The sequence below is a fragment of the Salinispora goodfellowii genome (assembly GCF_059570675.1).
In genome coordinates, this window is sequence record NZ_JCANTD010000005.1 from 74177 (window position 1) to 90604 (window position 16428).

General features: G+C 72.0%; 13 protein-coding genes. 10 read left to right on the forward strand and 3 right to left on the reverse strand.

Annotation, left to right across the window (positions count from 1 at the left end):
- Window positions 1-60: 60 nt before the first annotated feature.
- Window positions 61-594 carry a DUF6232 family protein gene (locus T398_RS07840; RefSeq protein WP_496445690.1) on the reverse strand — a complete coding sequence of 178 codons (534 nt, stop codon included), beginning with the start codon at window positions 592-594 and terminating at the stop codon, window positions 61-63.
- Between the two features lie 97 nt (window positions 595-691).
- Between T398_RS07840 and T398_RS07845 the strand changes: the two genes are divergently transcribed.
- Both T398_RS07845 and T398_RS07850 read left to right on the forward strand, forming a co-directional pair.
- Window positions 692-1465 (forward strand): enoyl-CoA hydratase/isomerase family protein, encoded by a 774-nt coding sequence (locus T398_RS07845; RefSeq protein WP_180198228.1) that lies wholly within the window; start codon window positions 692-694, stop codon window positions 1463-1465.
- Window positions 1466-1538: 73 nt separating this feature from the next.
- Window positions 1539-3161, forward strand: a complete 1623-nt coding sequence (locus tag T398_RS07850) for an acetolactate synthase (protein ID WP_496445691.1) — start codon at window positions 1539-1541, stop codon at window positions 3159-3161.
- A gap of 6 nt (window positions 3162-3167) precedes the next feature.
- On the opposite strand, the gene T398_RS07855 is transcribed toward T398_RS07850, so the two are convergent.
- Window positions 3168-3605: a PLD nuclease N-terminal domain-containing protein gene (locus tag T398_RS07855; RefSeq protein ID WP_496445692.1), complete on the reverse strand. Its 438-nt coding sequence runs from the start codon at window positions 3603-3605 to the stop codon at window positions 3168-3170.
- Between the two features lie 64 nt (window positions 3606-3669).
- Between T398_RS07855 and T398_RS07860 the strand changes: the two genes are divergently transcribed.
- From T398_RS07860 to T398_RS07890, 7 genes are all read left to right on the forward strand, one after another.
- Window positions 3670-4083, forward strand: a complete 414-nt coding sequence (locus tag T398_RS07860; RefSeq protein ID WP_018725876.1) for a hypothetical protein — start codon at window positions 3670-3672, stop codon at window positions 4081-4083.
- Between the two features lie 181 nt (window positions 4084-4264).
- A complete protein-coding gene (locus T398_RS07865) occupies window positions 4265-5044 on the forward strand; it encodes an electron transfer flavoprotein subunit beta/FixA family protein (protein WP_496445693.1) in 780 nt (259 codons plus the stop codon).
- 14 nt (window positions 5045-5058) lie between these two features.
- The gene (locus T398_RS07870) at window positions 5059-6018 is read left to right on the forward strand and encodes an electron transfer flavoprotein subunit alpha/FixB family protein (protein ID WP_018725878.1); all 960 of its coding nucleotides are present in this window, start codon (window positions 5059-5061) and stop codon (window positions 6016-6018) included.
- 155 nt (window positions 6019-6173) lie between these two features.
- Window positions 6174-8882, forward strand: a complete 2709-nt coding sequence (locus T398_RS07875) for an HAD-IC family P-type ATPase (RefSeq protein WP_496445694.1) — start codon at window positions 6174-6176, stop codon at window positions 8880-8882.
- Between the two features lie 90 nt (window positions 8883-8972).
- Window positions 8973-10148 carry a cysteine desulfurase family protein gene (locus T398_RS07880; RefSeq protein ID WP_496445695.1) on the forward strand — a complete coding sequence of 392 codons (1176 nt, stop codon included), beginning with the start codon at window positions 8973-8975 and terminating at the stop codon, window positions 10146-10148.
- Window positions 10149-10293: 145 nt separating this feature from the next.
- Window positions 10294-11367, forward strand: coding sequence for a tRNA 2-thiouridine(34) synthase MnmA (gene mnmA / locus T398_RS07885; protein ID WP_496445818.1), 1074 nt, complete (start codon window positions 10294-10296; stop codon window positions 11365-11367).
- Between the two features lie 52 nt (window positions 11368-11419).
- Window positions 11420-12427 carry a uroporphyrinogen decarboxylase/cobalamine-independent methonine synthase family protein gene (locus T398_RS07890; protein WP_496445696.1) on the forward strand — a complete coding sequence of 336 codons (1008 nt, stop codon included), beginning with the start codon at window positions 11420-11422 and terminating at the stop codon, window positions 12425-12427.
- On the opposite strand, the gene T398_RS07895 is transcribed toward T398_RS07890, so the two are convergent.
- Window positions 12381-13946: an RCC1 domain-containing protein gene (locus T398_RS07895; protein WP_496445697.1), complete on the reverse strand. Its 1566-nt coding sequence runs from the start codon at window positions 13944-13946 to the stop codon at window positions 12381-12383. The two genes, T398_RS07890 and T398_RS07895, sit on opposite strands and share 47 nt — an antisense overlap.
- A gap of 258 nt (window positions 13947-14204) precedes the next feature.
- Between T398_RS07895 and ligA the strand changes: the two genes are divergently transcribed.
- Entirely contained in the window at window positions 14205-16340 is a 2136-nt protein-coding gene (gene ligA, locus T398_RS07900) for an NAD-dependent DNA ligase LigA (RefSeq protein WP_496445698.1), read from the forward strand.
- Window positions 16341-16428: the final 88 nt, after the last annotated feature.

Consider the following 16428-nt stretch of genomic DNA (forward strand, 5'->3'; position numbering starts at 1 on the left):
ATTAACTCTAACCGGGGTCGGTCGGTGCGGGTCGGCCTGATCGGGCCCGGGTACTGGCCCCTACTTCGGTGCCGGGCCGCTCCGGCTGCTGGCCCGGGGGTGGGCCGATCTCGCCGCCGGGTGCGGTGGTTGGAGGGCTTCTTGGCTGGCTTCGATGGCACGCTGCAGGGCTCGGTAGATCTGCCCGAACCGCACCGCGTCCGCGGTCGCCAGCAGCAGCGTTGGCCGGCCCTGCCAGCGGATCCAGATCTCCAACCGGCGGCTGCCGCGGGCGTATGAGCGGTCCAGGTGTTCGAAGAGGAAGTCGGCGACCGGCCCGACCGCGAGCCCGACCAGCACCGAGGTGCCGATGATGGCGATGGTGACGGTGGGGGAGCGGCCGAGCCAGAGCGCGAGCGCGATGCCCGCCACCGCGGCGACCAGCGGGCCGGCCAGGGCCGCGCCGATCGCGCCGCGGCCGACCAGCACGCGCCAAGAGCGGCTGCCGCGGTGGTGCCACACGGCGCTGATCTCGGCCAGCGGGAAGGTCTGGTGCAGCACCTGGACAGTCGTTGATGTTACTTGTATCGATTTATCGTGGTAATGCGTGACCATTTCCGAACTCCCGGTTACGCCGCTGGCGCCAGACTACGGCTCCAGCGGCCGGGCCGTAAGGTTGGCACGCTACTTCGACGAGGAAGTGAGGGACGGCGTGGGCGAGTTCGTGCGGCTGGAGATCAAGGACGGGATCGGCACCATCCGATTGGAGCGGCCGCCGATGAATGCGCTGAACACCCAGGTGCAGGAGGAGCTGCGCGCCGCGGCGACCCAGGCGGGGGGCGACCCGGCCGTCCGCGCGGTCATCGTGTACGGCGGGGAGCGGGTCTTCGCCGCCGGGGCGGACATCAAGGAGATGGCCGACATGTCCTACGTGGACATGTCCGAGCGGGCGGTCGCGCTCTCCAGCGCGTTGGGGGCGATCGCCCAGATCCCCAAGCCGGTGGTCGCCGCGATCACCGGGTACGCCCTCGGCGGCGGCTGTGAGCTGGCCCTCGCGTGTGACTGGCGGGTGGTCGCCGAGGACGCCAAGCTCGGCCAGCCGGAGATCAAACTCGGTGTCATTCCCGGCGCCGGTGGCACCCAGCGGCTGGCCCGCCTGGTCGGCCCGGCCCGCGCCAAGGACCTGATCATGTCGGGGCGGATGGTGGACGCGGCGGAGGCGCTCCGGATCGGGCTGGCCGACCGGGTGGTACCCGCCACCGAGGTCTACCCCGCCGCGGTGGCCCTGGTGCAGCCGTACCTGACCGGGCCGGTGCAGGCCCTGCGCGCGGCGAAGCTGGCGGTCGACGGTGGTCTGGAGATGGATCTGACCTCCGGCCTGGCCTGGGAGAGTCAGCTCTTCGCGGCGCTGTTCGCCACCGACGACCGGCGGGAGGGCATGGCGGCCTTCGTGGCGAAGCGCAAGCCGGACTTCACCGGACGTTGATCCGGGGCGTTCCCTTTCCGGCTACCGCTGGGTAGCGTATGCCCGGATCTTCCGCGATCAGGGGGAGCTGGTCATGTCGGAGCGGATCGAGGGGCACGGCGGGGCGCTCGCGCTGGCGGCGCTGCGGGCACACGGAGTGCGGGAGATGTTCACCCTCTCCGGTGGGCACGTCTTCCCGCTCTACGACGCCGCGCACCAGCTCGGGTTTCCGATCTATGACGTCCGGCACGAGCAGTCGGCGGTCTTCGCGGCCGAGGCGGTCGCAAAGCTGCAGCGCCGCCCCGGCCTCGCCGTACTGACCGCCGGACCGGGCGTCACCAACGGCATCTCCGGGTTGACCAGCTCCTTCTTCAACGCGTCACCGATCCTGGTGCTCGGTGGGCGAGCACCACAGTTCCGGTGGGGGGCGGGCAGTCTCCAGGAGTTGGATCACCTGCCGTTGGTCGCCCCGGTGACCAAGCACGCCGAGACGGTGCTGCGCCCCGAGGACATCCCCCGTGCGGTGGGTGCCGCGTTGGCCACGGCGCTGACCCCGCACCGTGGCCCGGTCTTTGTGGACCTCCCCCTGGAGGTGGCCTTCTCGGTGGCCGACGCCGACCTGCCGGCCGTCGCTCCGATCGAGGCGATCGAGGCGGACCCGGCGGAGGTGGCGAAGGCCGCCGACCTGATCGCCCGGGGTCAGCGACCCGTGCTCATCGCCGGCTCCGATGTCTACGCCGGCGATGCCGTTGCCGCGCTGTGCGCGGCGGCCGAGGCCCTCGTGGTGCCGGTCTTCACCAACGGTATGGGCCGGGGCGCGCTGCCGCCGGAGCACCCGCTCGCCTTCACCAAGTCCCGCCGGGTGGCGTTGCAGCAGGCCGACGTGGTGGTGGTCGTCGGCACGCCGCTGGACTTCCGACTCAACTTCGGCGACTTCGGCGCCGCGGCGGTGGTGCACGTGGTGGACGCGCCGGGTCAGCGTGCCGGGCACCGCCAGCCGGCCGCCGCCCCCGCCGGTGACCTGCGACTGATCCTGTCCGCCTTCGCCGACCACCCCGGCGCCCGCGCCGACCACACGGAGTGGGTCGCCGAGTTGCGGGCCGCCGAGGATGCCGCCCGGACCCGCGACGCCGCGGAGATGGCCGCGGAGACCGACCCGATTCGGCCCGCCCGGGTCTACGGCGAACTGCGCCGGGTACTGGCCCGGGACGCGATCACCATCGGCGACGGTGGCGACTTCGTCTCGTACGCGGGTCGGTACCTGGAGCCCGCCCAGCCCGGCACCTGGCTCGACCCCGGTCCATACGGCTGCCTCGGCACCGGGATGGGCTACGCCATGGGTGCCCGGGTCACCCACCCCGACCGGCAGATCTGCGTACTGATGGGGGACGGCGCGGCCGGCTTCTCCCTGCTGGACGTGGAGTCGTTGGTCCGGCAGCGGTTGCCGGTGGTGATCGTCGTCGGCAACAACGGCATCTGGGGGCTGGAGAAGCATCCGATGCGGGCGCTGTACGGCTACGACGTGGCCGCCGACCTCCAGCCGGAGCTCCGTTACGACCAGGTGGTCCAGGCGTTGGGCGGTGCGGGCGAGACCGTGACGAGGGCCGCCGACCTTAAGGCGGCGCTGCGGCGGGCCTTCGCGGCCGGGGTGCCGTATCTGGTCAACGTGGTGACCGACCCGGCTGACGCGTACCCCCGGTCGTCGAATCTCGCCTGAGGCGGGTCAGGCCTCGGGTCGCTTCTGCTCACCGTCTCCGCGGCGCAGGTCGTCCTCGCGGCGGCGCAGGTCCTCCTCCCAGCGGCGGAAGAGCTCCCGGTCGGCCTGGCTCTCGGTGCGTTCCTCGACCGAACGGAGAAACTCGGGGTCGTCGTCCGGTGCGATCGGGCGGCGCCGGCGCCCGGTGAGACCGTAGCCGGTCGGCCGTCCGGCCCCGGGCCGTCCGGCCCCGGGCCGTCCGGCCCCGGGCTGACCGGCTCTGGTCTCGCGGCCGGCGACGAACCAGGCGATCGAGCCGACCAACGGGAAGAAGAGGATGATCAGCACCCAGGCGATCCGGGGCAGGGCGCGGATGTCGCCCTCCTCGGCCGAGAGACAGCTGATCAACGCGATGACGGCGAGGACGACCTGCGCGAGGAAGAGGAGAACGTACAGCCGAGCCATGACACCATCATGACGTACCCGTGGTTGTTGCCACACCCCACGGCGGGCGCGACATTTACACTCCGTGATCATGGAGCAGCGGTTGACGGCCGAGGAGCGGCTGACCCTCAGGACGGGCGCCTTCGGCGCGGTCGTCCTCGTGTCAAATGTGGAGCCCGGTGTGCTGGCGCTGGTTCGGGAGAGCTTCGCCGCCTCCGCCGCGCTGGCTGACTCCAGTGGGGTGGTCAAGGCGGTGCTGACCAGTGGTCCCCTGCCCCGGCTGCCGCGCGATTCGGAGCTGGAGATCGAGTCGGTGGTGCTGCCGGCGCTGACCCGGGCGGTGGCGATTCTGCGGGAGAAGTCGCCACCGGACGTGCGGACCTACCGGGAGGTGGTGTTGGCCGCTGCCGACCAGGCGGCCGGGGCGCACCGGGGGGTCACCCCGCGGGAGACGGCGATGATCGAGCGCATCCGGGGTGCGCTGGTGGAGCCGGTCTGAGTTGCCTCCGGTGAGCTGTGTCACCATACGGGCCCCGGGGGTAGAAGCTACTTGTGGGTAACATGACGTCGTGGGCAACCGCACAGCGTCCGCGGTTGACCGCGCGTTGAGTTACGCGGGAGGCTGCGCCCCATACCGGGCGAGCGAATCGCATCAACCACAGGAGGGTCGTCGAAGCGCGATGAATATCGTCGTACTCGTCAAGCAGGTGCCCGATTCGGGCGCGGACCGCAACCTGCGTACTGACGACAACACCGTCGACCGCGGTTCGGCGAACAACGTCATCAACGAGATGGACGAGTACGCCATCGAGGAGGCGTTGAAGATCAAGGAGGCGCACGGCGGCGAGGTCACCATCCTGACCATGGGGCCCGACCAGGCGACCGAGTCGATCCGCAAGGCGCTCTCCATGGGACCGGACAAGGCCGTACACGTCCTGGACGACGCCCTGGCCGGCTCCTGCGCGGTGACCACCTCCAAGGTGCTCAGCGTCGCGCTCGGGCAGCTGAACGCCGATCTGGTGCTCTGTGGTGCCGAGTCCACCGACGGCCGGGTCCAGGTCCTGCCGCACATGCTCGCCGAGCGGCTCGGCGTCGCCGCGCTGACCGGTGCGCGGAAGCTCACCGTCGACGGCGGCACGCTCACCATCGAGCGGCAGACCGAGGAGGGCTACGAGGTGGTCACCGCCGAGACCCCCGCCGTGGTCTCCGTCTGGGACACCATCAACGAGCCGCGCTACCCCTCCTTCAAGGGCATCATGGCCGCCAAGAAGAAGCCGGTGCAGACCCTGCCCCTGGCCGAGATCGGTGTCGCCCCGGCCGAGGTGGGCCGTGCCGGCGCGACCAGCGCCGTGCTGGAGCACAGCAAGCGCCCGCCGCGCTCCAGCGGCACGAAGGTCACCGACGAGGGCGCCGGCGGCACGCAGCTGGTCGAGTTCCTCGCCACCGAGAAGTTCGTGTGAGAGCAGGTCTGGACATGTCTGAGGTTCTCGTCGTCGTCGAAGCCACCCAGGAGTTCGGCGTCAAGAAGGTCACCCTGGAGATGCTCACCCTCGCCCGTGGCCTGGGTACGCCGAGCGCGGTCGTGCTCGGCGGCCCCGGCGCAGCCGAGGCGCTGAGCGCGAAGCTGGGTGAGTACGGGGCAGCGAAGATCTACGCCGCCGAGAGTGCGGAGATCGACGGCTACCTGGTCGCACCCAAGGCCACCGTCCTGGCCGAGTTGGTGACCCGGGTGCAGCCCGCCGCCGTGCTGCTCGCCTCCGCCCAGGAGGGCAAGGAGATCGCCGCTCGGCTCGCGGTGAAGCTCGACAACGGCATCCTGACCGACGTGGTCGGGCTGGATGCCGACGGCACCGCGACGCAGGTCGTCTTCGCCGGCTCCACCATCGTCAAGTCCAAGGTCACCCGGGGCCTGCCGCTGGTCACCGTTCGGCCGAACTCGGTCACCCCGGAACCGGCCGCGGCCACCCCGGCCGTCGAGCAGCTCACCGTCTCGGTCCCGGCCGCCGACAAGCTCGCTCGGGTCGTCAACCGGGTCGCCGAGCAGAAGGGCAGCCGTCCGGAGCTGACCGAGGCGTCGGTGGTGGTCTCCGGCGGCCGTGGGGTCGGCACCGCCGACAACTTCAAGCTCGTCGAGGAGCTGGCGGACCTGCTCGGTGGCGCCGTCGGCGCCTCCCGCGCCGCCGTCGACTCGGGCTACTACCCGCACCAGTTCCAGGTGGGTCAGACCGGCAAGACGGTCTCCCCGCAGCTCTACGTCGCGCTCGGGATCTCCGGTGCGATCCAGCACCGGGCCGGCATGCAGACCTCAAAGACGATCGTGGCCGTCAACAAGGACGGTGAGGCGCCGATCTTTGAGCTCGCCGACTTCGGCGTGGTGGGCGACCTGTTCAAGGTCGTACCGCAGACCGCCGAGGAGATCCGCAAGCGCCGGTGAGCTGACTGACTCGTCGGCCACGACCAGCGCCGGGAACCCGTGGGGTTCCCGGCGCTGGTCGTATCGGCGTCCGCGCACCGCCGCCCCGGCAACCTGCGAGGATGGCCTGCGTGCCCCGTACGCACCGCGGCCGAGGCGGGGAACGAGGAGCGCGGATGCCGAGGACGCCCGATCGGGGTCACCACGCGTTGGCCCTGCCCGAGGTCGTGCTGCTGCTCGAGACCGACACCGAGCGTGGCCTGAGCGACGCGGCGGCGGCCGACCGCCGGGAGCGCTTCGGGGCCAACGTCCTGCCGGCCGCCAGCCGCGGCGGCCTGCCCCGCCGGCTGCTCCGCCAGTTCCAGAACCCCCTCGTGTACGTGTTGGTGGGCGCCGGCCTGGTCACGCTGCTGCTCGCCGAGTACGTCGACTCGGTCGTGATCTTCGGTGTGGTCCTGGTCAACGCCCTGGTCGGGTTCCTGCAGGAGTCCAAGGCCGAGGCCGCGCTGGACGCGTTGCGGTCGATGGTGCGGACCGAGACCCGGGTGGTCCGGGATGGCCAATCGCGGCGGGTGCCGTCGGCGGAGGTGGTCCCCGGGGACCTGGTGCTGGTCGAGGCGGGGGAGAAGGTCCCCGCCGACCTGCGCCTGGCCCGGGCCGACGAGGTCAGGGTCGACGAGTCGACCCTGACCGGTGAGTCGCAGCCGGTCCGCAAGGACGAGGTCGTCGTCCCGGACGGGACGCCGGTGGCCGATCGCCGCAACGTGCTCTACTCCGGCACGCTTCTCACCGGCGGCTCGGCGGCCGGTCTGGTCACGGCCACCGGGGCGGAGACGGAGCTGGGTCGGATTCATCGCCTGGTCGGCAGCGCCCAGGTGCTGGACACCCCGCTCACGACCAAGCTGGCCCGATTCAGCCGGCTGCTCACCGTCGTGATCCTGGTGCTGGCTGGGGTGGCCTTCGGAGTCGGCATCCTCCGGGGGGAGAGCGGCAGCGAGATGTTCACCGCCGCCGTGGCGTTGGCGGTGGGGGCCATTCCGGAAGGACTGCCGGCGGCGGTGACGATCACGCTGGCGATCGGGGTGGGGCGGATGGCCCGCCGGCGAGCGGTGATCCGGCGGCTGCCGGCGGTGGAGACGTTGGGCAGCACGACGGTGATCTGTACGGACAAGACCGGCACCCTGACCGAGAACCAGATGACGGTACGGGCGCTCTGGACAGTCGCCGGCCGGTACGAGGTCACCGGCAGCGGATACCGGCCCGCCGGCGAGCTCCGGGGCCCCGACGGCGAGGCCGCCCGGATCTCCGGTGCCGGGGCGCTGCGCTGGTCGCTGCTCGCCGGGGTGGCCTGCAACGACGCCCGACTGGTCGAGCGGGACGAGGAGTACGAGGTGCTCGGCGACCCGACCGAGGGCGCGCTGCTGGTGGTGGCGGCCAAGGGCGGCCTCTGGGCCGCGGCGGTGGCCGAGGAGCTGCCCCGGGTCGCGTCGATCCCGTTCACCTCGGAGCGGCGGTTCATGGCGACCCTGCACGACGCCGGGGACGGCGGACGGGTGGTGCTGGTCAAGGGCGCGGTCGAGCGGCTGGTGGAGTGGAGCGTTGCGGCGCTGGACGTGCAGGGGCAACCGGTGCCACTGGACCGGGACGAGGTGCTGGCAGCCGCCGAAGCGCTCGCCGGCGAAGGGCTACGGGTGCTGGCCACGGCGCAGGTGCGGCTGGACGGTGCGGCCGAGCTGGCGGAGCAGGAGTTGCCGGGCAGCCTGGTCCTCACCGGTCTGCACGCCATGCTTGATCCGCCCCGGGCCGCGGTCGCCGATGCGATCGCCGCCAGTCAGCGAGCCGGAATCTCGGTGAAGATGATCACCGGCGACCATCAGCGCACCGCGCGCGCCATCGCCGGTCGCCTCGGACTGCTGGCCGCGGAGCCGGGTCCCGGCGCGGTGCTCTCCGGCGCCGACCTCGCGCGGCTCTCGCCCGCCGACCGCCCGGCGGCGGTGGACCGGGCGGCGGTCTTCGCCCGGGTGTCGCCGGAGCAGAAGCTGCGGCTGGTGGAGGCGTTGCAGGCCGATGGGCAGGTGGTGGCCATGACCGGGGACGGCGTGAACGACGCGCCGGCCCTGCGGCAGGCCGACATCGGGGTGGCGATGGGACGCAGCGGCACCGAGGCGGCGAAGGAGGCGTCGGACATCATCCTCACCGATGACGACTTCACCACGATCGAGGCGGCCGTCGAGGAGGGGCGGGGCGTCTTCGCCAATCTCACCAAGTTCATCACCTGGACGCTGCCCACCAACGCGGCGGAGGGCATGCTGGTCCTCGTCGCCATCGTGCTCGGCACCGCGCTGCCCATCCTGCCCAGCCAGATCCTCTGGATCAACATGACCTCGGCGGTGCTGCTCGGGCTGACGCTCGCGTTCGAGCCGAAGGAGGGTGGGATCATGTCCCGGTCGCCCCGGGACCCGGCCCAGCCGCTGCTGACCGGCGCTCTGGTGGTGCGGATCCTGCTCGTCTCCGCCCTGGTCGTGGCCGGCGCCTGGTGGGTGTTCGAGTGGGAGCGCAGCGGTGGCGCGGAGCTGGCGGAGGCCCGTACCGCGGCGGTGAACCTCGTCGTCGCCGTGCAGATCTTCTATCTGTTCAGCTGCCGGTCGTTGCGCCACTCGGCGTGGCGGCTGGGGTTGTTCACCAACCGCTGGCTGATCGGCGGGGTGCTGCTGCAGGCCCTCGGCCAGATGGCGCTCACCTACCTGCCGGTGTTGAACACGTTGTTCCGGACGGCGCCCATCGGCGCCGGAACGTGGCTGCGGATCGTGGGTGTCGCCCTCGCGGCCGGTGCCGTCGTGGCACTCGACAAGCGGTTCGGCTGGTTCGGCCGCCGGCTCGGCTGAGCAGCGCTGGCGTGCCCGCGCGGTGCGACTCTCCGTCGGGGAGCCCGCCGGCTTCCGGTTGACCCCGATCCGGTCGTTAGGCTGAACCTGATGGCTTATTTGGATCATGCGGCGACCACTCCGATGCTCGACGTGGCGTTGGAGGCGTACGTCGCCACCGCCCGTGAGGTCGGCAACGCCTCCGCCCTGCACGGGGCGGGCCGCCAGGCCCGCCGCCGAGTGGAGGAGTCGCGCGAGCGGGTGGCCGCCGCGCTGGGTGCCCGCCCCGCCGAGGTGATCTTCACCGGGGGTGGCACCGAGAGTGACAACCTCGCGGTCAAGGGCATCTTCTGGGCCCGCCGGTCGGCCGATCGCCGGCGGACCCGGGTGGTGTCCAGCGCGGTGGAGCACCACGCGGTGCTCGACGCCGTCGACTGGCTGGCCGCGCAGGAGGGCGCCGAGGTGAGCTGGCTTCCGGTCGATGCCCTCGGCCGGGTCACCCCGCAGCGGCTGCGCGCCGAGTTGGCCACCGCCGCCGACCAGGTGGCGGTGATCACGACGATGTGGGCCAGTAACGAGGTGGGTACGGTCCAGCCGGTCGCCGAGTTGGCCGCGGTGGCCGCCGAGCACGGGGTGCCGCTGCACACCGACGCGATCCAGGCGGTCGGTCAGGTGGCGGTGGACTTCGCCGCCAGTGGCGTCTCGGCGCTGACCGTGACCGGGCACAAGCTCGGCGGGCCGGCTGGGGTGGGCGCCCTGGTGCTCGCCCGGGACGTCGCGGTGACCCCGCTGCTGCACGGCGGCGGCCAGGAGCGGGACGTCCGTTCGGGGACCTTGGACACGGCCGGAATCGTCGCTTTCGCGGTCGCCCTGGAGACCGCGGTCCGACAGCAGCAGGAGTACGCGGCCCGGGTCGCCGCGCTCCGGGACGATCTCGTGACGCGGGTGCGGCAGGCGGTGCCAGAGGCGGTGCTCAACGGGGATCCGAACGATCGCCTGCCCGGCAACGCTCACTTCTCCTTTCCCGGCTGTGCCGGCGATGCGTTGCTGCTCCTGCTCGATGCGCAGGACATCGCCTGCTCCACCGGCTCGGCCTGCTCGGCGGGGGTCGCCCAGCCGAGTCATGTGCTGCTCGCGATGGGCGCTGACAGCGCTCGTGCCGGCTCCTCGCTGCGCTTCACGCTCGGTCACACCAGCACACCGGAGGAGGTTGACGCGCTGATCGCGGCCCTGCCGGAGGCGGTCGACCGGGCCCGGCGGGCCGGTAGCCTCCGCGCTTCGCGCTGACCCGTCGCCGCCCGGCGGCAGTGGTTCGCTCCGTGGGCACCGTCCGGGAGAGCGGGGCGCGCTGGGTTTGGGGGGCGGCGGCCAGGGTGGTTACGCTCGTCCGGGCACCACCGCGGTGCCGGACGGTGTGGAAAAGGTGGTCGGGGTGCGGGTGCTGGCGGCGATGTCGGGCGGCGTGGACTCCGCGGTCGCGGCGGCGCGGGCCGCCGAGGCGGGGCATGACGTGACCGGGGTGCACCTGGCGCTGGCCCGCAACCCGCAGACCTATCGCACCGGCGCCCGCGGCTGCTGCACGCTGGAGGATTCCCGGGACGCCCGGCGGGCCGCCGATGTGCTCGGCATCCCGTTCTATGTGTGGGACATGGCCGAGCGGTTCCAGGCCGACGTGGTGGATGACTTCGTCGCCGAGTACGCGGCCGGCCGTACCCCGAACCCCTGCCTTCGCTGCAACGAGAAGATCAAGTTTGCCGCGGTGCTGGACCGGGCCGTGGCGCTGGGCTTCGACGCTGTGGTCACCGGCCACCACGCGCGGCTCGGCGCCGACGGTTTGCTGCGCCGCAGCGTCGATCTCGCGAAGGACCAGTCCTACGTGCTCGGCGTGCTCACCCGCGAGCAGCTGAGCCGGTCGATGTTCCCACTGGGGGATTCGACGAAGACGCAGGTCCGAGTGGAGGCGACCCGGCGCGGCCTGGCCGTGGCCGACAAGCCGGACTCGCACGACATCTGCTTCGTCGCCGACGGGGACACCCGTGGTTTCCTCGCCCAGCGGCTCGGTGCGGCGCCCGGCGATGTCGTTGACGGGGCCACCGGCGAGGTGGTGGGCCGGCACACCGGGGCGTACGCCTACACCGTCGGGCAGCGGCGCGGGCTGCACCTGGACCGCCCGGCCCCGGACGGTCGCCCCCGCTACGTCCTGTCGATCACTCCGAAGACCAACACGGTGACGGTGGGCCCGGCCGAGGCGTTGGCGGTGTCCCAGGTGCAGGCGGGGAGTCCGGTGTGGATCGGCGGGCCCCGGCCGGCCGACCCGGTCGAGTGCGAGGTGCAGTTGCGCGCGCACGGTGACGTGGTGCCGGCGACCGTGGTGGTGACCGGCGACGGGCTCCGGGCCGAGCTGCATCAGCCGGTCCGCGGGGTGGCGGCCGGTCAGGCGATCGTGGCCTACCGCCCGGACCCGGCGGGCGACATCGTGCTCGGCTCCGCCACCATCGCGGTCTGAACCACCCGGGTGGCCCGGCGGCGGTCGTCCGTGAATCCGATAGTCTTCGACCGTGAGTGATCAGCCGTGGCCGTGGCCCGCGGGTGCGGCGACCGGTGTCGGGTCGCTCCCCGGCACCGACATCGCGGAGGCCCAGCGGATCGTCCTCGGCGAGCTGCCCCTCCTTCCCCACCTGCCCGAGTTGCCCGCCCGTGGCCCGGGCGCGGAGCTGATCGGCCGGACCGCCGGGTTGCTGGTGGAGCTGCCGGTCGAGCTCTACGCTGCCCGGTGGCGCGTCGCCTCCCGCCCGGGTCGGGACCGGCGCCGGTCCCGGGACCTGATGGAGCGGGATCTGGACCAACTCGCCGCGCAGGCCGAGGCGTACGCCGGGCCGGTCAAGGTCCAGGTCGCCGGGCCGCTGACCCTGGCCGCGTCGGTGGAGCTGCCGGTGGGCGGCCGGTTGGTTCGCGACCCCGGCGCGGTGCGGGACCTGGCCGGCTCCCTGGCCGAGGGGGTACGGGAGCACGTCGCCGCCGTCGCGCGTCGGCTACCGCGGGCCTCGGTGCTGTTGCAGCTGGACGAGCCGTCGTTGCCGGCGGTGCTCGCCGGGCGGGTGCCGACCGAGAGTGGGTTCGGGACGTACCAGCCGGTGGAGCCGGGCCGGGCCCGCAGTCTGCTGCGCGAGGTCGTCGCCGCCGCCGACGTACCGGTCGTGGTGCACTGCTGCGCCCCGGACGTGCCGCTGGAGCTGATTCGGGAGGTCGGCGCGGTCGGCGTGGCCCTCGATCTCGACCTGGTCACCGACCTGGACCCGCTGGGCGAGGCGATCGACGCCGGGCTGGGCCTCCTGGCCGGTGCCGTGTCCACGAAACCGTCGGCGGCCGGCAACCCGCCGACGTCGGCGCAGGTAGCCGAGCGGGTCCGCCGGCTCTGGGACCGCCTCGGGTTCCCCCGTCGGCAGCTTGCCGAGCAGGTTGTCGTCACGCCGGCCTGCGGGTTGGCGAACGCCACCGAAGCGCACACTCGAGCGGTCCTCACCGCCTGCCGGGACGCGGGACGGCGGTTGGGCGAGCAGGGGTGAGCGACGCTGCTGCGAGGATCAGGGCCGCGCCGGTGAGGGTGAGCAGGAATCCGGCTGTGAGGATGGTGGGCAGACTGGCGCCGGTTACTGGGATGGTGGGTTTTGGGACGGTGACTGTTGTGGGGTTGGATGTTGAGGTTGGGCAGTTGCCGTCGCCGTTGTAGCGCGCGTGGATGCGGTGTTCGCCGGGTGTCAGGCGGGTGATGGTGAGGGTTGCGGTGGCGGTGGGGTCGCCGGACAGTGGTTCAGTGTCCAGGGTCTTCGTGCCGTCTTGGAAGGTCACGGTCCCGGTGGGGGTGCTGCCGGTGCAGGTCACGGTAGCGGTGAGGGTGACGGGTTGATCGGGTTTCGGGTTCGGTGGGGACACCTGCAGGGTCGTGGTTGCTGTCGACGGGACGATGGCGAGACTGTGGAAGACCCCGCCGGCGACGGCGGTGATTGTGGTGCCGGCTGGTAGGTCCACCGCTACCGGGGTGCTGCTGGGGATGGTGGTCCCATCGCCCAGCTGACCCGAGGTGTTGAAGCCCCAGGCCAGCACGGTGCCGGTGGAGGCCACCGCCAGACTGTGGAAGCCGCCGCCGGCGATGGCGGTGATCGTGGTGCCGGCCGGCACGTCCGCCGCTACGGGGGTGCTGCTGTTGGTGGTGGTTCCGTCGCCCAACTGTCCCAAGTCGTTGAGGCCCCAGGCCAGCACGGTGCCGGTGGAGGTCACCGCCAGACTGTGGCGGAGGCCGGCGGCGACGGCGGTGATCGTGGTGCCGGTTGGTAGGTCCACCGCTACCGGGGTGCTGCTGGGGGTGGTGGTCCCGTCGCCCAACTGGCCGACACTGTTGTTGCCCCAAGCCAGCACGGTGCCGGTGGAGGTCACCGCCAGACTGTGAAATTCGCCGGCGGCGACGGCGGTGATCGTGGTGCCGGCCGGCACGTTCACCGCAACAGGGCTGCTGGTGTCGGTGGTGGTCCCGTCGCCCAACTGTCCCAAGTTGTTGTGGCCCCAGGCCAGTACGGTGCCGGTGGAGGTCACCGCCAGACTGTGGCGGAGGCCGGCGGCGACGGCGGTGATCGTGGTGCCGGCCGGTACGTCCGCCGCTACGGGGCTGCTGCTGTCGGTGGTGGTCCCATCGCCCAACTGGCCGAAGAAATTGTTGCCCCAGGCCAGCACGGTGCCGGCGGAGGCCACCGCCAAACTATGGGCGCCGCCGGCGGCGACGGCGGTGATCGTGGTGCCGGCCGGTACGTCCGCCGCTACGGGGCTGCTGCTGTCGGTGGTGGTCCCATCGCCCAACTGGCCGAAGAAATTGTTGCCCCAGGCCAGGCCGGTGCCAGGAGTGCCCGCTGCCGCGGGAGCCTGTCTGACTTTCTGTGTAACGTCCTGCGCGAGCACACGCGTCGCACCGACCGAGGCTATGCCCAGCACGACCGCCACCATCAGCGGCACCGCGAACAGCCCCCGCAGACTCACGCGCCGGACCCAGCTTCCGCTCACGTCCGAGACCTTGCCGGTACAGAAACTCTCCACCTGCCCCTACCCCCAGCAACCTGCCGAACCCTCGCCCGCCGAAAGGTATAAGCGAACAAGGCAGGCTCAGGTGACGAAGGACCCGCCGAAGAACGACCAGAACGGTGAAGGCACCACCGTGCCGGCGGCACCCCGGGGCCGGGAACCCAGCACCGGAGTCCGGAACGGCACCCATCCGGCTGGGCGGGTGGGCGGCGCACTGTCTCACCGCCCCGATACGGTTCCCGGGGTAGTGGGAAAGAATGGGAGGTCAGGGCGATGTCCGAGGATGCCATCGGCCAGCAGGTTCCTGCGGCGCAGGAGGCGGCGGCCGGCGCGGAGCCGACCCCGGCGGCGCGCGAGCGGCATGCGACGCTCAGCCGGGAGCTGACCGAGCACCAATACCGCTACTACGTGCTCGACGCGCCGACCATCTCCGACGCGGCCTTCGACGAGCAGCTGCGGGAGCTGGCGGGGCTGGAGGCGGAGTTCCCGGCCCTGCGCACGCCCGACTCGCCGACGCAGCGGGTGGGGGGCGCCTTCTCCACCGACTTCACCCCGGTGGCGCACGCCGAGCGGATGATGTCGCTCGACAACGCCTTCTCCGACGAGGAACTGGCGGCCTGGGCCGAGCGGGTCGAGCGGGATGCCGGTGGCCCGGTTCCCTACCTCTGCGAGCTGAAGGTGGACGGCCTCGCGATCAATCTGACCTACGAGCAGGGGCGCCTGGTCCGGGCGGCCACCCGCGGGGACGGCCGCACCGGCGAGGACGTGACGGCGAATGTCCGCAGTATTCGGGACGTGCCGGGGGAGCTGACGCCGTCGGCCGAGTTTCCGGAGCTGCCCGGTTTCCTCGAGGTTCGGGGTGAGATCTACTTCCCGGTCGCCGGCTTCGCGGATCTGAACGCCGGGCTGGTCGAGCAGGGGCGGGCGCCCTTCGCCAACCCGCGCAACGCGGCCGCCGGCAGCCTGCGGCAGAAGGATCCACGCGTCACCGCGTCCCGGCCGTTGCGGCTGGTCGTGCACGGCTTCGGGGCCCGCCGTGGCTGGGCGCCGAGCACCCAGTCCGAGTCGTACGCGGCGTTGCGGGCCTGGGGGCTGCCGACCAGCGATCGGTGGCGGGTGGTGCCGGGGCTGGCCGGCGTCGCGGCGTACGTCGCGCACTATGCCGCGCACCGGCACGACGTCGAGCATGAGATTGATGGCGTGGTGGTGAAGGTTGACCCGGTGGCGATTCAGGGCCGGCTGGGTTCGACCAGCCGGGCGCCGCGTTGGGCGATCGCGTTCAAGTACCCGCCGGAGGAGGTCAACACCCGGCTACTCGACATCGACGTGAACGTCGGGCGCACCGGCCGGGTCACTCCCTTCGCGGTCCTGGAGCCGGTTCGGGTGGCCGGGTCGACGGTGGCGCTGGCCACCCTGCACAACGCCCGTGAGGTGGAGCGTAAGGGGGTGTTGATCGGCGACACGGTGGTGATCCGGAAGGCCGGTGACGTGATTCCCGAGGTGCTCGGCCCGGTGGTCGAGCTGCGCCCACTGGAGGCTCGGCCGTTCGTGATGCCGAGCCGGTGTCCGTGCTGCGACACCCCGCTGGCGCCGGCGAAGGAGGGCGACATCGACATCCGTTGCCCCAACCCGCGGAGCTGCCCGGCTCAGCTCCGGGAGCGCGTCTTCCACCTCGCTGGGCGGGGGGCCTTCGACATCGAGGTCCTGGGCTACAAGGGGGCCGCCGCGTTGCTCGACGCCCAGATCATCACCGATGAGGGTGACCTGTTCACTCTCGACACCGCGCAGTTGGCGCGGTCCCCGTTCTTCGTCAACAAGGACGGCAGCCTCGGCAGCAATGCGGTCAAGTTGCTGGAGAACCTGGCCGTGGCCAAGGAGCGCGAGCTCTGGCGGGTGCTGGTGGCGCTCTCCATCCGGCACGTCGGCCCGACCGCGGCGCAGGCCCTGGCCCGGCACTTCCGGTCGGTCGAGGCGATTGACCAGGCCGGGGAGGAGGAGCTGTCGGCTGTTGACGGAGTCGGGCCGACCATCGCGGCGAGCGTGCGGGAGTGGTTCGCCGTGGGTTGGCACCGCGAGGTGGTGCGGAAGTGGGCCGAGGCCGGGGTGCGGATGGCGGAGAAGGCCGTCGAGCAGGGGCCGCGCCCGCTGGAGGGGGTGACCGTGGTGGTGACCGGGACACTCGCCGGTTTTTCCCGGGACCAGGCGGCCGAGGCGATCAAGTCGCGCGGCGGCAAGGTCACCGGCTCGGTCTCGAAGAAGACCGCCTTCGTGGTGGTCGGTGACAACCCTGGGACGAAGGCGGAGAAGGCGGCGAGCCTGAAGGTGCCGGTGCTGGACGAAGAAGGTTTCGCGGTGTTGCTCGACGCGGGCCCCGAGGCGGCTCAGGCGGTGGCCCGGGTCGAGGGCTGACCGACGGCCGTGGGCGCGTATACCAACTTAATTACGACTACGACCGATTCGTGACTGTCGTACGGGGAATTCGGGCTCCTGGGGCGTT

Coding starts and splice junctions, on each gene's coding strand:
- T398_RS07880 (WP_496445695.1), top strand. CDS start 8,973: ATGGCTTATTTGGATCATGCGGCGACCACTCCGATGCTCGACGTGGCG.
- T398_RS07855 (WP_496445692.1), bottom strand. CDS start 3,605: ATGGCTCGGCTGTACGTTCTCCTCTTCCTCGCGCAGGTCGTCCTCGCC.
- ligA (WP_496445698.1), top strand. CDS start 14,205: ATGTCCGAGGATGCCATCGGCCAGCAGGTTCCTGCGGCGCAGGAGGCG.
- T398_RS07840 (WP_496445690.1), bottom strand. CDS start 594: ATGGTCACGCATTACCACGATAAATCGATACAAGTAACATCAACGACT.
- T398_RS07850 (WP_496445691.1), top strand. CDS start 1,539: ATGTCGGAGCGGATCGAGGGGCACGGCGGGGCGCTCGCGCTGGCGGCG.
- T398_RS07865 (WP_496445693.1), top strand. CDS start 4,265: ATGAATATCGTCGTACTCGTCAAGCAGGTGCCCGATTCGGGCGCGGAC.
- T398_RS07870 (WP_018725878.1), top strand. CDS start 5,059: ATGTCTGAGGTTCTCGTCGTCGTCGAAGCCACCCAGGAGTTCGGCGTC.
- T398_RS07875 (WP_496445694.1), top strand. CDS start 6,174: ATGCCGAGGACGCCCGATCGGGGTCACCACGCGTTGGCCCTGCCCGAG.